We start from the raw sequence: 15,198 nt of genomic DNA, 5'->3' as shown, positions 1-15,198 counted from the left end.
AACATGCCGCCGATCGACCTGAATTGCGATATGGGTGAAGCATTCGGGAATTACCCGATGCCAAACGACCTGGTGCTCCTGGAACATGTCACTTCTGTGAATATCGCCTGCGGCTTTCATGCCGGAGATCCCGGAGTGATGCAAGCTACCGTAAGGGCCGCTTTGGAGCGGGGCGTGGCCATCGGGGCACATCCCGGGCTGCCCGATCTCCAGGGTTTTGGTCGCCGCGAAATGCAGATCTCTATGCGCGAAGCCTACCAGGTTACACTTTACCAGTTGGGAGCATTGTACGGTTTTGTTCGCGCCGCCGGCGGAAGGCTGGCTCATGTAAAAGCTCATGGCGCGCTGTATAACATGGCTGCCAGGGATATCGAATTGGCGAAAGCAATCGTTGAAGCCGTTCGCGATTTTGACCCCGGCCTGTTGGTTTATGTGCTGGCGGGCAGCAAGATGGTGGACGCTGCGGCGCAGGCCGGCATGCAAAGCGTCTCCGAGGTATTCGCCGACCGCACTTACCAGGACGATGGCGCACTCACTCCCCGCACGCAGCCTAACGCCATGATCGGCAATGAGGAGCAAGCCATTAGCCACGCGTTACGCATGGCCACGCAGCACGAAGTGGTCTCAGTAAATAATAGAGTGATCAGTTTGAAAGCCGAAACGCTCTGCCTGCATGGCGATGGCGAACATGCCGTAGACTTTGCAAAAACCATCCGCGCCAGGCTGAAAAGTGAAGGAATAACCGTTCAGGCGCCGCTATCAAGATGAAAAAGAGTAACTGGAGCATTATTACAGGGGCAGCTTTCCTGATGGCGACTTCGGCCATAGGGCCAGGCTTTTTAACTCAAACTGCCGTGTTCACCTCCCAATTGGGCGCCAGTTTCGGGTTTGTTATCCTGGTTTCAGTGCTGCTTGACGCCATCGCCCAGTTAAATGTATGGCGCATCGTTGTCATATCGGGCAAGCCGGCACAGGAAATCGCCAACCAGTTGTTACCCGGACTTGGGTATGTCCTCTCGGCGCTGGTATTTGTGGGCGGAATGGCATTTAACATCGGTAACCTGGCAGGAGCGGGCCTGGGCCTTAACGTGCTCGCAGGCTGTAGTATTGAACGGGGCGCCGCCATCAGCGCCGCTATCGCCATCGGCATTTTTCTTATCAAAGAAGCCGGTAAAATGATGGATCACTTCGCCAGGGTCCTGGGGATACTTATGATCTTACTCACCCTCTATATAGCATGGATAAGTCATCCGCCGGTCGCCGAAACGCTTGCCCGGTCCGTGGCGCCGTCAACATTCAGCTTCACCGCGCTGCTCACAATTGTTGGCGGAACGGTTGGGGGGTACATCACTTTCGCGGGAGCGCACCGTTTATTAGATGCGGGTATGGGCGGGCGGCAGAGTCTCAGGGATGTAAACCGGGGTGCCGTAAGCGCCATCGGGCTGGCGTCGCTGATGCGCATCCTGCTGTTCCTGGCAGCGCTCGGGGTCATCAGCAGCGGCAAGGTCCTCGATCCGGCAAATCCGCCCGCTTCCGTTTTCAGGCTCGCGAGCGGGGAGCTCGGCTACAAGTTTTTCGGGCTGGTGATGTGGTCGGCGGCCATCACGTCGGTGGTGGGCGCCGCGTACACATCAGTTTCCTTCGTAAAAAGCTTTCACCAGGCTATCGGCAAGAACAGCCGTTCGATCATCATCGGTTTTATCACCGTTTCCTGCCTGCTGTTCCTCTCCATCGGCCAGCCCGTAAAAACGCTGCTGGTGGTGGGCGCCTTAAACGGGCTGATCCTGCCGGTGGCGTTGGCTACGATGCTGCTGGCCGCATACAGGTCACGTCTGGTGGGAAATTACAAACAGCCGCTGTGGTTGAGTATTGCCGGCGTGCTGGTGGTGGCGATTATGGCGTGGATGAGTTACGGGGTGCTTATACAACTGGCAGGTAAATAGCTAACAGGCATTCATCAGCAATATGAAACGCATTCTTCCCGCCATCATTCTCTCGCAGTTTTTTTGTACTTCGCTCTGGTTTGCCGGGAACTCTATCGTGCTGGATATTATCCGGGAGTTTAATCTCGATCCCGGTTTCCTTGCGCATTTAACCAGCGCTGTGCAGTTTGGCTTTATCGCGGGAACTTTCCTGTTTGCGGTATTCACCATTTCCGACAGGTTCTCGCCTTCCAAAGTTTTCTTCGTATGTTCGATACTGGCAGCCGTCGCAAACCTGGGTATCCTGGTTAATGGTTCCGGGCCTGCAGCGCTCTTGTGTTCCCGCTTTCTTACCGGGTTCTTCCTGGCTGGAATTTACCCGGTGGGGATGAAGATCGCCTCAGACCACGAACAGCGGGGGTTAGGCAGGTCGCTGGGATTCCTGGTGGGAGCGCTGGTGTTGGGCACTGCGTTTCCGCATTTACTGAAAACCATCGCCGCCGGCCTGCCCTGGAAATCGATCATTTATGCCACCTCGGCGCTGGCCGTAACAGGCGGCCTCATCATCTTGTTCCTCGTTCCGGACGGCCCCTACCGCAAACCTGCGCAAAAAATCAAGCTGGGTGCGTTCCTTTACGGCTTCCGCGATGCAGGTTTCCGGTCGGCTGCCTTAGGCTATTTTGGTCATATGTGGGAGTTGTATGCGTTTTGGGCATTCCTGCCGGTGATGCTTGCGGCGTTCAGGGACAACTATCGCCTGGCAGGCTTCAGCGTGCCGCTATGGTCTTTCGTCATCATCGCCTCCGGCGGATTAAGCTGCATGATCAGCGGCGTACTATCGCTCAGGCTGGGTGCTAAATGGCTGGCAGCAACCGCGTTATCCTTGTCGGGAATGTGCTGCCTGGTATCGCCCTGGTTGTTCACATCAGGTATGCCAGTGGCGCTCGTCGTTTTCCTGGTTTTTTGGGGCATGATGGTTACCGCCGATTCGCCGTTGTTCTCCACGTTGGTAGCGCAATCTGCTCCCCCGGACGCTCGCGGTACTTCACTCACCATCGTGAATTGTATCGGCTTCGCCATCACCATTGTAAGTATCCAGCTCCTCAATATCCTGGTAAGAAACCTGGATAATGAATATCTTTACCTGGTGCTGTCGCCCGGCCCCGCGGCGGGATTGGTGGCTTTGTTAACGGTAACGAGACCCGCACATGACAGCAAGTTATGAGAAGTTATGTTTTGACCTTAACTTTAGACAGTCAGTCACGATGAATCAACAGCCAAATAACCAATTAACCATATGATGGACATCGCTATTATTGTATTGAGCGTAATTGCCGGCCTGGCGGCGCTGGTACTGATCATTGCCGCATTCGTAAAAAAAGATTATGCCGTGTATCGCGAAATCGAGATAGTGCGACCGAAACCGGAGGTCTACGATTACATTAAGTTTTTAAAGAACCAGGATAACTTCAGCGTTTGGGCGACGATGGACCCGGCCATGCGCAAAACATATACCGGCACGGATGGAACTCCGGGGTTTGTGTCGGCATGGGCAAGCGATAACAAAAAGGTGGGCAAAGGCGAGCAAACGATCATTAGCCTGGTGGAAAACGAACGTGTAAACTACCAGCTCCACTTTATCGAACCCTGGGAAGGTAAAGCCGGTGCGAGCCTGTCTTTAACCGAAACTGTGCCAGGTATTACGAAAGTTACCTGGAGGCTCGATAGCCATATGAAGTACCCGATGAACATCATGTTGTTGTTTATGAATATGGACAGGCTATTGGGTAAAGACCTCCGGCTAGGGCTCGATAACCTGAAAGTTTTACTGGAGAAGAGGTAACCTTTCGCCGGTCCGGCAAAAGACGTTAACTTGCAGCGGATTAACTTATATAAACTGATCGTTAATGAAACATACACTTTGCAATTTTATACGGAAAGCTGCGGCCGTCTCGCTGGTTGCTATCCTGTTAACTTCACTGCACTCGTTCGGCCAGGCAACCGGGTACGCCGCCGGGCGAAAACTATTGCTGCGCGACGAAGGCCTCTCGCAATTGAGCTACGTAGATTTTGCCGACCCGGCTGCCAGTTGGTTTGTGAAAGTTCCGGCGGGGCGCGACCTGCAGCTGATCGGCAACGGTCTTTTTATGATCGGAACCGCCAATGGTTACGAACAATACGAGATTAAAACCGGCAAAAAGGTTAAGGAAGTAACCTCTTTCCCCAACAGCGTAATGGCACGCAAGCTTCGCAATGGCAACATCCTGATCGTCGGTTTAAATGCCATGGAGAAAAAGGGGATCGTGCTGGCGGAAGTAGATGATGCCGGGGCGACAAAAAAACTGCTGAACTTCCCGGACTACGATTACGTGCGCCTGGTGCGCGAAACGCCGGCAGGCACTTACCTGGTCACTGCCAACAAGGTGGTGTTTGAATCAGATGCATCCGGAAAGATCACCTGGAAAGCCGACATCACCGGCGGACCGGAGCACACCAATGCATGGCAGGCTTTGCGCATGACCAACGGCCGGACGGTAGTGAGCGGCGGGTATGCTGCCAGTTTCCAGGTTTTCGGCAAAGATGGCAGGCAGCTTAGCGTGATCACTGGTCCGGCCGATATACACCCTAACTTTTTCGCCGGGTTCCAGGTGCTTCCCAACGGGAATTACGTAGTGGCCAACTGGCAGGGACACGGGCCGAATTTCGGGGCAAGCGGTAACCAGGTGATCGAGTATTCGCCCGATGGAAAGCTCGTTTGGTCGTGGAAACAGGATGCCGCTAAATTTTCCTCCTTACAGGGCGTAATCGTACTGGATGGCCTGGATCCTGCCAAAGGATATACCGAAGGGAAAAACGGTGTGCTGGAGCCTATAAAAAAATAGCGGCCATCTCCGGATGAGGAGTAAACAGCTGCACAAGTAACAATCCAATGTCGAATATCAGTATCGTCATCGAAGAACGTCCCGCCGATATCGGGAACTTCCTGGTGGGCCGTCTGCTGCCGTTTCGCGGAAAGCGGATGGTAGGTCCTTTCATTTTTATCGATCATATGGGGCCTGCCGCGCTGAAAGACCACCAGAATATCGACATCGGCCCGCATCCGCACATCGGGCTTTCTACGCTTACATACCTTTTCGAGGGAAATATCCTGCACAAGGATACCCTCGGCATGGAAGTAGAGATCAAACCCGGGCAGGTGAACTGGATGACGGCCGGGAAAGGTATCGTGCATTCTGAACGTACCCCCGTACATCTGCGCCACACAGATAAACAGCTGCACGGGCTGCAGATCTGGGTGGCGCTCCCCAGACACCTGGAGGGAATGGAGCCGGCTTTTTATCATGCCGACGAGCCAGATCTTCCCGCCTGGGAGAAGGACGGCGTGGCCTATAAGCTGATCGCGGGATCCGCCTTTGGCCGCACATCACCGGTGCCGGTTTTCAGCGAGCTCTTCCTGCTGGAGATTAAAAGCGGCAGCCGGGTCGCCATCGAACTCGGGGACGACCTTTTCGGCGAAGCGGGAATGTATATCCTGGAAGGAAGCGTAGAAACCGAAGGCGTTGCCCATGAGCCCCGCCGCATCCTGGTGGCCAAGGACAGCAAGCTCTGCGGTTTTGTAATGGAAGCACATACTACGATTTATATTTTCGGCGGAGTTCCCTTCCCCGAGGAGAGATTTATTTATTGGAATTTTGTCGCTTCAGACGCAACGCTGATCGACGGGGCCAAAAAAAAATGGGAGAACGGTGAGTTCCCGGAAATACCCGGGGAAACCGACCTGGTACCGCTGCCGCCGGAAAATCCTGCGCTGAAGCATAGATACTGACGGTTGATAATTCATATGAAAAACAGGTTTCGCTTACCCGGGCTGTTCCTGGGTATTGCCGCGCTTTTTTGCATCGGGTGCGGCGCCGGTAAGCACCAGGGAGAACCGTGGGTAAAGTACGAGGATAAGCATTCCGGCCTGTATGGCTATAAGGACCTTTCGGGAGAGATTACGCTCAACCCGCAGTTTACCGGCCTAACCAACGCGGACACTTTCAGGTACATCATGGCGGTGCACCGGCCCACCCGTGCCGGATATGAAGCTTTTTACCTGCTGAAAAGCGGGCGGATCATCGGTCGCGACAGCGTATACCAATCTAAAGCTGCCTCATTTGATTGCGAAAGCGAAGGGAAAATCATTTTTGTTGATCCGGCCACCGCGAAGATAGGTTTCTTCGACCAGGATGGCCGTGTTGCCGTGCCGCCCGTGTATAATGTGGCTACCCGGTTTTATAACGGTGTATCGGTAGCGCTTCGCAACGCGAGGAAAAAATGCTGGGCCGGCGAAGACGAGAATTGCGAACACTGGAACTGGGTTGGCGGCGACACGATATTGATCGACGATAAGAACAAAGTGCTCATCAGTCACATGGGAAGAGGATGGGAACGTCTTAACTTCTACTCGATGAAGGTAAGCGACCGCCCGGCCGACACCGCTCTTTACAACAATTACCGGGGCGCCGGAAATAAGATCTACAGCTTTGTAAATTACGACAAGGAATTTACCCGGTGGTTTTACACTACCTGGCTTTCGTTATCCGATGCCGGCAAAGCGGCAGGAACGATGTTTGAAGAAGTAGATTACCTGGTAGATGAAACCGGTTCCAAACGAGCAAAGCAGGGAAGCCCGATCCTTAACAAATTATCGTCTTTGTTTGCAAAGCGTTTCAGGCAGGCAAAGAAGGAACAGCGTACTATAGAGCCGTATATGCAGACACGCTTATACGACCGGAAAGCATACCGGCGGTTTTTAGACGCCTGCGGGAGTTATAAATCCATGGAGCACCCGTTATACGAGGTAACGATCAGCTCCGCAGACCGAAATGACAAGATGCGGCAGGAATCCGTACTTTTTGTACGCATGGGCGATGGCTACCAGGTATTGACTATTTCTTTGGAAGGGGTTTGATCAGCCGGTCAGAAATCGTATTATATTGATGCATTCTTCCGCGAAAGCCTTACTATTGCAGTCTAAAAATATCATCATGAGCACCCCGTTGATAGTTACCAGCACCATTACCATCCACGCGCCGGCCGCCAATGTCTGGGACGCCCTCGTTAACCCGGAGCAGACCAGGAAGTACATGTTTGGCTGCGAAACGGTTTCAGCCTGGCAGCCTGGCAGCCCCCTCACCTGGGAGATGGAATGGGAGGGGAAGCCGTTCACTGCCGTTAAAGGCCACATTGTAAGTATCGAACCGGGGAAGTTCCTGGCTTATACCACCATCGACCCCAATAACCCGAACGTGCCGGATATCCCGGAAAATTACCTGACGGTAACCTACACCTTGTCGGAAGAAAATGGCGTAACCAGCCTGACCGTTACCCAGGGCGACTACTCAAAAGTGGCCGATGGTGAAAAACGTTACGAGGACGGCTATAACGGCGGCGAAGGATGGAACCCCGTCCTGGTGCAGATTAAGGCCCTGTTGGAGGAATAATTCTAGTTATTCTTTACAAAACGCACGTTAAAGCGGTACTCAGGTTTATTGCTGTCGCCGTAGAAAATAATCCTTAACGATTTATTCGCCGTTTCCTGGATGCTGAACGTGGTGCCGTCAGAAGTCCAGAACTCGCTGATGTCGCCGTCGGCAGGCGCCGAATTCATAAAAATGTAACCCGCCGGGTATGCGTTAAAGCCTGAAGCGTTGTTGCCGGGAACATTGAGCCAATTATTGATGGAGGTAATCTTCCTGATCGCTTCCTGGTTAACCGCCTGGTAATTGGTCACCACCACCCCCTGCGATTCGGCCATGGCCACATAATCTTCTTTTGTAGGGATCCGCCAGCCCTGTGGCAGGGTTACGGAAGTCGCTTCTGCGAAAGTGAAATATTTACCATATTCTTGTTTGTTTACAGATCCGGTATAACCGACGCCGCCGTTCCCGCTGTGATTCTCGACGGTCCACGTCAGGCTACCAAGTTTAATCGTCTTATAATTTTTCCCGGCGATGGTTACCGTGCCTTCCACAGGTTTTGGCGTCGGTTTAGGGTCCTTGCCGCAGGATTGAAGTAAAACGAAAGAACTGATGAGTATAAGATAAGAATATGTTTTCATGTTGTCATTTTTTTACACCCAAGACGCCTGCTTGCGCGGCGGCGTTACACCTTGCGGTTTTTATTTACCTTTACCCAGCTATATTTGAGGAAAAGCGCAAGACCTGTATACATTTCCGGTGGAGCTTCAAGCCGGGCTACAAGGAAATTAAAGCGTAGTTTTATCGACAAATTATCTTTCATGAACAACCTATCGCGAGCCGCTGCCGGTTTATTACTGGCAGTTTGTATTAACCCGGTTTTTGCACAACAGAAATTAACGCCGGAGCTGCTATGGAAACTAGGCCGGGTAACAGGCGAGACGATCACCCCCGACGGGAAATCATTGGTTTACGGCGTTACCAATTACGATATTTCTGCCAACAAGGGCGAAAGAAACCTGTATTCGGTGCCCCTTACGGGCGGTGCGCCACGGCAGCTCACCCGGTCTCCCGGCGGTGAAAGCGTGCTGCGCATAGATCCGGTTACAAAAAGGATCACGTACCTTTATAAATCGCAGGTTTGGGAATGCAATGCCGACGGCTCATTACCTAAACAGCTCACGCATGACGCGGAAGGGCTGTCGAACGTGAGGTTCTCACCCGATGGGAAGTTTATTCTTTTCTCGAAAGAGGTGTCGTTGCTGAAGCTAAGCGGCATCACGCGTTACCCCGGGCTCGCAAAATCGAACGCGAAAGTATACGACGACCTCAACTACCGGCATTGGGATACCTGGGAGGATGGCAAGTTCCAGCATATTTTTTATGCACCGTATAAAGCCGGGGTGCTCGGAAAGGCTGTCGACATTATGCCCAACGAGCCCTACGACTGCCCGCAGATGCCTTTCGGGGGAAGCGAAGACGCTACCTGGAACCCTGATAGCAAAAGTATTGTGTACGTAACCAAGAAAAAGTTCGGTAAAGCGTACGCCGTAAGCACCAATACCGATATCTATTTTTACAACATCGAAACCGGTCGCACCGGCAACTTTACCGAAGGGCTGCAGGGTTACGACACCAACCCGGCATTTAGCGCCGACGGATCTAAAATAGCCTGGCTCAGCATGGCCGAAGACGGCAACGAAGCGGCAAAAAATGAGCTGATGCTGTACGATTTTAAATCGGGAAAACGGTATAACCTCACTAAAGACTGGGACGAGACGGTGTCTTCTTTCACCTGGGCAAACCAGGGTAGTAAGCTGTTTTTTCTCGCAGCCACAGGTGGTGCCGAACAACTGTTTGAGCTTGACCCGGTTACCGATCCGTCCCTGTCGGCCGCCCGGAGTATCCGCCAGGTGACTAAAGGCCAGTATGACGTGAACGGGATCGTAGGGCAGTCGGGAAATTCGCTGGTGGTAAGCAGGGCCGACATGAACCATGCCGCCGAACTGTACCTCCTGGACCTTACCTCCGGAACATTCGCGCAGCTTACGTTCACCAATAAACCTATTTACGATAACCTGCAGCTGAGCAGGATCGACGAACGGCATACGCAAACCACCGATAATAAAGACCTGCTTTCGTGGGTGATCTACCCGCCCGATTTCGATCCTGCAAAGAAATACCCCACACTGCTGTATTGCCAGGGCGGGCCGCAATCAGCGCTCACCCAGTTTTATTCTTATCGCTGGAACATGCAGCTGATCGCGGCGCAGGGTTATATCGTGATCGCGCCAAACCGGCGGGGAATGCCCGGGCATGGCGTGAAATGGAATGCAGACATCAGCGGCGATTGGGGCGGTCAGCCGATCCGGGACTATTTGTCGGCCATAGACGACCTCGCGAAGGAGCCTTACGTAGATAAAACGCGGTTAGGCGCAGTAGGAGCCAGTTATGGCGGTTATTCAGTCTTCATGCTTGCCGGCGTTCACGAAAAACGGTTTAAAACCTTTATCGCACACGATGGCCTGTTTGACCTCAGGAGTTGGTACGGCACCACGGAAGAGCTCTGGTTCGCTAATAAAGATATGGGCGGATCGTATTGGGGAAGTAAGATCCCGCCAAGTTTCGAGAAATTCAATCCCATCACCTTTGGTGATAAGTGGAACACCCCGATCATGATCGTACAGGGCGGTATCGATTACCGGGTGCCCGTTGAACAGGGGCTGGAAGCTTTTCAGCTCGCGCAGCTGAAAGGCATTAAAAGCAGGCTGCTGTACCTGTCTGACGAAAATCACTGGGTATTGTCGCCGCAGAATGCACTGGTTTGGCAAAAGGAATTTTTTGGATGGCTGAAAGAAACACTCTAGCTACGAATACCAGGGAGAACCAAAAAAGGGTAACTTCGCGTCCTCACGGATCTGACGTTAACGTACTGTATTGAAAAAATCACTTCTTCCCCTCGCTCTCGGCGGGCTTGGCATCGGGACTACCGAATTTATGATGATGGGCCTCCTGCCCGATATAGCTGCCGATTTTAATGTAACTATCCCGCAAGCCGGCCATACCATTTCCGCGTATGCGTTGGGTGTGGTGATCGGGGCGCCGGTGCTGGTGGTAGCCACAAGCCGGATGGCGCCGAAAAAGATCCTGTTCCTGTTGATGTGCGTGTTCACCGTATTTAATACGCTCTCCGCGTTGGCGCCGGATAATACGGTGTTGTTCTTTGCGCGGTTTCTTTCCGGCCTGCCGCATGGTGCGTTTTTTGGCGTCGGCGCAGTGGTTGCCAGCCGTCTGGCGGATGACGGTAAACAAGCGCAGGCTATTTCTACCATGTTCGCCGGGTTAACGGTTGCAAATTTAATGACGGTTCCGCTCGAGACCTATATCGGCCATCACTATTCCTGGCGGTATGCGTTTGCGACGGTGGGGCTGATCGGGTTGGTTACGCTCGCGTCCGTGTATTGGATGCTCCCTAACCTGCCTGCTTCGCGGAGCGGTGATTTTCGTTCCGAACTGCGGGTGTTTCGTCGCGCGGAGCCATGGCTTATCGTGCTTATTACGGCCGTCGGGACGGGTGGCCTGTTTTGCTGGATCAGCTATATCGCCCCATTGATGACCGAAGTGTCACATTTTTCACCATCTGCCGTGCCGTATGTATTGATAATTGCAGGTCTGGGGATGGTGGTCGGAAATTTTATAGGCGGCAGGCTGGCAGATAAGCTGAAGCCGCTAACGGCCTGTATGGTACTCTTATTTGCTATGGCGGGTACGCTGGCAGCTATCTATTTCCTTTCCTGGCAGCCGGTTGCTTCCCTGATCTTAACTTTTATCGCCGGAAGCTGTGCGCTCGCGATCGCGTCCCCCGTCCAATTGTTAATGATACAATCCACGCGGGGAGCCGAAATGCTGGGCGCCTCGCTTACACAGGCGGCGTTTAATATAGGGAACGCGTTGGGCGCGTTTTTAGGAGGCCTGCCAATAGCCGCGGGTTACGGGTATACGTCGCCGGAGGTAATAGGGATCATGATGGCATTGGGAGGAGCGGTATTTTCATGGATGCTGGTTCGCGTTACCGGTAAAAAAGCGACCGGAGCTTTGTAATCCCAAATCTTCTTCCTACCTTTGCGCCTCAATTTATAGTAAACAAATTTTAAAAACAGAAAACTTAAATGCCTACTATTCAGCAATTAGTTAGGAAAGGTAGAGTAGCTCTGGTTGACAAGAGTAAGTCGCCAGCGTTGGACAGCTGTCCACAGCGAAGAGGCGTGTGCACCCGTGTGTACACCACTACCCCTAAGAAACCAAACTCAGCCATGCGTAAAGTTGCCCGCGTTCGTTTAACCAACGGCAAAGAGGTGAACGCATACATCCCAGGTGAAGGTCACAACTTACAGGAGCACTCGATCGTGTTGATCCGTGGTGGTCGTGTGAAGGATTTACCAGGGGTACGTTACCACATTATTCGTGGAGCACTGGATACTTCAGGTGTTGCTGGTCGTAACCAGCGCCGCTCAAAATATGGAACCAAACGCCCTAAACCAGGTCAGGCAGCAGCCCCGGCAGGAAAAGGCGCACCAGCTAAGAAAAAGAAATAATTGAACGGAGGAAAACACAATGAGAAAGTCGAAACCAAAAAAGAGAATTTTACTTCCTGATCCAAAGTTCAACGACATTATGGTGACCAGGTTCGTAAACAATATGATGTATGATGGCAAAAAGTCCACCGCTTACACCATCTTTTATGATGCGGTTGAGCTGGTGGAAAAGAAGCTGAACGAAAGCGGACTGGATGCATGGAAAAAAGCGTTGAACAACGTAATGCCTGCCGTAGAAGTTAAATCACGCCGTGTAGGCGGAGCTAATTTCCAGGTCCCTACCGAAGTACGCCCGGAGCGTAAAATCGCTTTAGGCATGAAATGGCTCATTAGCTATGCACGTCGTCGTGGCGAAAAAACCATGAAAGAGAAACTGGCAGGCGAAATTCTTTCTGCAGCCAAAGGCGAAGGTGCCGCGGTGAAGAAGAAAGAAGATACGCATAAGATGGCCGAAGCGAACAAAGCGTTCTCACATTTCAGGTTCTAAACAAAAAGATTGCACAGATTTAAAATTACGCCGGTTATCCACAATAATCGGTGTAATTCATTAAAGATCAGCGAAATCAAACAATAATGGCAAGAGATTTAAGATTTACAAGAAACATCGGTATCGCCGCTCACATTGATGCGGGTAAAACCACCACCACTGAGCGTATCCTTTATTATGCAGGTATCAACCACAAGATCGGTGAGGTACACGAAGGTGCGGCAACCATGGACTGGATGGCACAAGAGCAGGAGCGGGGTATTACCATCACTTCGGCTGCTACTACAGTAAACTGGAAATACCGCAACCAGAACTACCACATCAACATTATCGATACCCCGGGACACGTGGATTTCACCGTAGAAGTGAACCGTTCCCTGCGCGTACTTGATGGCCTGGTGTTCCTGTTTTCGGCCGTCGACGGCGTAGAGCCCCAGTCTGAAACCAACTGGCGCCTTGCTAATAACTATAACGTAGCCCGTATCGGTTTCGTGAATAAAATGGACCGCTCCGGTGCTGATTTCTTAAAAGTCGTTAAGCAGGTTAAAGATATGCTGGGCAGCAACGCGGTTCCCCTGCAGTTGCCGATCGGCGCCGAAGAAAGCTTCAAAGGCGTGATTGACCTGATCAACTTCCGGGGTATCGTTTGGAACGAGCATGATAAAGGAATGACCTTTACCGAAGTGCCGATCCCGGAGGATATGATGGAAGAAGCGACCGAATGGAGAGAAAAATTGCTTGAATCAGTTGCTGAGTATGATGAGTCGCTGATGGAGAAATTCTTCGATGCTCCTGAAACGATCACAGAACGCGAAGTGCTCGACGCCCTGCGTAAAGCGGTACTTGATGCCAAGATCGTTCCGATGGTATGTGGCTCATCTTTCAAAAACAAAGGTGTACAAACCATGCTCGATTACGTGATGGAATTGCTTCCTTCGCCGATGGACGTGGAAGGTATCGTAGGTACCAACCCCGACACAGGTGCAGAAGTATTGCGTAAACCGGATGTGAACGAGCCTTTCGCCGCATTGGCGTTTAAGATCGCAACCGATCCTTTCGTAGGCCGTTTGTGCTTTATCCGCGTATATTCGGGTAACCTGGAAGCCGGTTCTTATGTGTATAACATGAGGTCTGATAGCAAGGAGCGTATCTCGCGTATCTTCCAGATGCATGCCAACAAACAAAACCCGATCCCGAACGTAGGGGCGGGTGATATCGCTGCGGTGGTAGGTTTCAAGGACATCAAAACAGGTGATACCCTTTGCGAAGAAAAGAACCCGATCATCCTCGAATCGATGAACTTCCCTGACCCGGTTATCGGTTTGGCGATCGAGCCTAAAACACAGGCCGACGTTGATAAGTTGGGTATGGCGCTTGGTAAACTTGCCGAAGAGGATCCTACCTTCCACGTAAAAACTGACGAAGAAACCGGCCAGACCGTAATTTCCGGAATGGGCGAGCTTCACCTCGACATCCTGATGGATCGCCTGAAACGTGAGTTTAAAGTAGAAGTAAACCAGGGTGCTCCGCAGGTGGCATACAAAGAAGCAATTACCGGTTCTACCCAGCACCGCGAAACATACAAGAAACAAACAGGTGGTCGTGGTAAATTTGCCGATATCCAGGTGATCATTTCACCAAATGATGAAGGTAAAGCCGGCCTGCAGTTCGTAAACGAGATCTCCGGTGGTTCTATCCCGCGCGAGTTTATCCCGTCTGTGCAGAAAGGTTTCGAAGCAGCCATGGTGAACGGTGTACTGGCCGGATATCCTTTGCAGGATATGAAGGTTCGCTTGATCGACGGTTCGTTCCACGCAGTCGATTCGGACGCGCTGTCGTTCGAGATCTGCGCACGTTCTGCTTTCCGCGAAGCGTTACCGAAATGTAAACCGGTGCTGATGGAGCCTATCATGAAGGTAGAGATCCTCACCCCGGAAGAAAATATGGGTGACGTGATCGGTGATATGAACCGTCGTCGCGGCCAGCTGTTAGGTATGGATTCACGTGCCGGATCACAGGTAATCAAAGCAACGGTGCCGCTGTCTGAAATGTTCGGTTATGTGACCCAGTTACGTACCATCACTTCGGGCCGTGCCACTTCAACCATGGAGTTCGATCACTACGCTGAAGCGCCGCGTAACGTACAGGATGAAGTAATCGCCAAGGTTAAAGGTAAGAAGAACGGATAATGAATGGTTTAACGGTATACGGTCCGGCTAAGCGCCATTCAGGAGCGTATAACGTCAAACGGTCAGGCATCCAGCATAAAAGATAAACCCGCTGGCATAATTAATAGCTCTTATGCCAGCACAAATCAAACAAAATGAGCCAAAGAATCAGGATCAAGTTAAAGTCTTACGATTATAACCTGGTAGACAAATCTGCCGAAAAGATCGTAAAAACCGTTAAGCCTACGGGCGCGGTGGTAAGCGGACCAATTCCGTTGCCAACTGAGAAGAAAATTTTCACCGTATTGCGTTCACCGCACGTGAACAAGAAAGCGCGTGAGCAGTTCCAGTTATGTGCTTACAAGCGCCTGTTGGATATTTACAGCTCGAACTCGAAAACTGTAGATGCCCTGATGAAACTTGAATTGCCAAGCGGGGTTGAAGTTGAAATCAAGGTTTAACTGAAGCTTGTCAAAATTTAAATACAAATCCCTGCCGGTAAAATGGCGGGGATTTTTTAGTAGGTGGATTTCGGGCCGATATAACGCCCGCAATGATCGAACT

At 51.8% G+C, this 15,198-nt stretch carries 15 protein-coding genes; 14 read left to right on the top strand and 1 reads right to left on the bottom strand.

The features are described from left to right. Positions 1 to 3: 3 nt before the first annotated feature. The 8 genes from GS398_RS18550 to GS398_RS18515 all read left to right on the top strand — a co-directional run bounded on the left by GS398_RS18550 (position 4) and on the right by GS398_RS18515 (position 7,408). Positions 4 to 768 carry a LamB/YcsF family protein gene (locus tag GS398_RS18550; RefSeq protein WP_160908297.1) on the top strand — a complete coding sequence of 255 codons (765 nt, stop codon included), beginning with the start codon at positions 4 to 6 and terminating at the stop codon, positions 766 to 768. Continuing rightward, a complete protein-coding gene (locus tag GS398_RS18545) occupies positions 765 to 1,943 on the top strand; it encodes an NRAMP family divalent metal transporter (RefSeq protein ID WP_160908296.1) in 1,179 nt (392 codons plus the stop codon). Before GS398_RS18550 ends, GS398_RS18545 begins: the two co-directional genes overlap by 4 nt. A 22-nt stretch (positions 1,944 to 1,965) precedes the next feature. Beyond that, positions 1,966 to 3,147, top strand: coding sequence for an MFS transporter (locus GS398_RS18540; RefSeq protein ID WP_160908295.1), 1,182 nt, complete (start codon positions 1,966 to 1,968; stop codon positions 3,145 to 3,147). Between the two features lie 72 nt (positions 3,148 to 3,219). Then, a complete protein-coding gene (locus GS398_RS18535; RefSeq protein WP_237488244.1) occupies positions 3,220 to 3,765 on the top strand; it encodes an SRPBCC family protein in 546 nt (181 codons plus the stop codon). Between the two features lie 64 nt (positions 3,766 to 3,829). Then, positions 3,830 to 4,804, top strand: coding sequence for an aryl-sulfate sulfotransferase (locus GS398_RS18530; protein ID WP_160908294.1), 975 nt, complete (start codon positions 3,830 to 3,832; stop codon positions 4,802 to 4,804). A gap of 47 nt (positions 4,805 to 4,851) precedes the next feature. Next, positions 4,852 to 5,748: a pirin family protein gene (locus GS398_RS18525; protein WP_160908293.1), complete on the top strand. Its 897-nt coding sequence runs from the start codon at positions 4,852 to 4,854 to the stop codon at positions 5,746 to 5,748. Between the two features lie 15 nt (positions 5,749 to 5,763). Beyond that, positions 5,764 to 6,876 (top strand): WG repeat-containing protein, encoded by a 1,113-nt coding sequence (locus GS398_RS18520; protein WP_160908292.1) that lies wholly within the window; start codon positions 5,764 to 5,766, stop codon positions 6,874 to 6,876. Positions 6,877 to 6,952: 76 nt separating this feature from the next. Then, entirely contained in the window at positions 6,953 to 7,408 is a 456-nt protein-coding gene (locus GS398_RS18515; RefSeq protein ID WP_160908291.1) for an SRPBCC domain-containing protein, read from the top strand. A gap of 2 nt (positions 7,409 to 7,410) precedes the next feature. Here GS398_RS18515 and GS398_RS18510 read toward each other — a convergent pair whose 3' ends face one another. Further along, the gene (locus GS398_RS18510; protein ID WP_160908290.1) at positions 7,411 to 8,025 is read right to left on the bottom strand and encodes an FISUMP domain-containing protein; all 615 of its coding nucleotides are present in this window, start codon (positions 8,023 to 8,025) and stop codon (positions 7,411 to 7,413) included. Positions 8,026 to 8,205: 180 nt separating this feature from the next. Between GS398_RS18510 and GS398_RS18505 the strand changes: the two genes are divergently transcribed. The 6 genes from GS398_RS18505 (at position 8,206) to rpsJ (ending at position 15,095) form a co-directional block, all read left to right on the top strand. Next, entirely contained in the window at positions 8,206 to 10,251 is a 2,046-nt protein-coding gene (locus GS398_RS18505) for a S9 family peptidase (RefSeq protein ID WP_160908289.1), read from the top strand. 70 nt (positions 10,252 to 10,321) lie between these two features. Then, on the top strand, positions 10,322 to 11,485 hold the full coding sequence (locus GS398_RS18500; RefSeq protein ID WP_160908288.1) for an MFS transporter: 1,164 nt from the start codon (positions 10,322 to 10,324) through the stop codon (positions 11,483 to 11,485). A 68-nt stretch (positions 11,486 to 11,553) separates the two neighbouring features. Continuing rightward, positions 11,554 to 11,979 (top strand): 30S ribosomal protein S12, encoded by a 426-nt coding sequence (gene rpsL, locus GS398_RS18495; protein ID WP_160908287.1) that lies wholly within the window; start codon positions 11,554 to 11,556, stop codon positions 11,977 to 11,979. A 19-nt stretch (positions 11,980 to 11,998) separates the two neighbouring features. Then, the gene (gene rpsG, locus GS398_RS18490; protein WP_160908286.1) at positions 11,999 to 12,466 is read left to right on the top strand and encodes a 30S ribosomal protein S7; all 468 of its coding nucleotides are present in this window, start codon (positions 11,999 to 12,001) and stop codon (positions 12,464 to 12,466) included. Positions 12,467 to 12,552: 86 nt separating this feature from the next. Continuing rightward, entirely contained in the window at positions 12,553 to 14,655 is a 2,103-nt protein-coding gene (fusA, locus tag GS398_RS18485) for an elongation factor G (RefSeq protein ID WP_160908285.1), read from the top strand. A gap of 134 nt (positions 14,656 to 14,789) precedes the next feature. Next, positions 14,790 to 15,095, top strand: coding sequence for a 30S ribosomal protein S10 (rpsJ, locus tag GS398_RS18480; protein WP_008244591.1), 306 nt, complete (start codon positions 14,790 to 14,792; stop codon positions 15,093 to 15,095). The last annotated feature ends 103 nt before the right edge of the window (positions 15,096 to 15,198 follow it).

This window comes from Hufsiella ginkgonis, from assembly GCF_009834915.1.
GTDB lineage: Bacteria > Bacteroidota > Bacteroidia > Sphingobacteriales > Sphingobacteriaceae > Hufsiella > Hufsiella ginkgonis.
The sequence above is the reverse complement of the archived record's forward strand: the minus strand, read 5'-3'. Positions and strand labels throughout refer to the sequence as shown.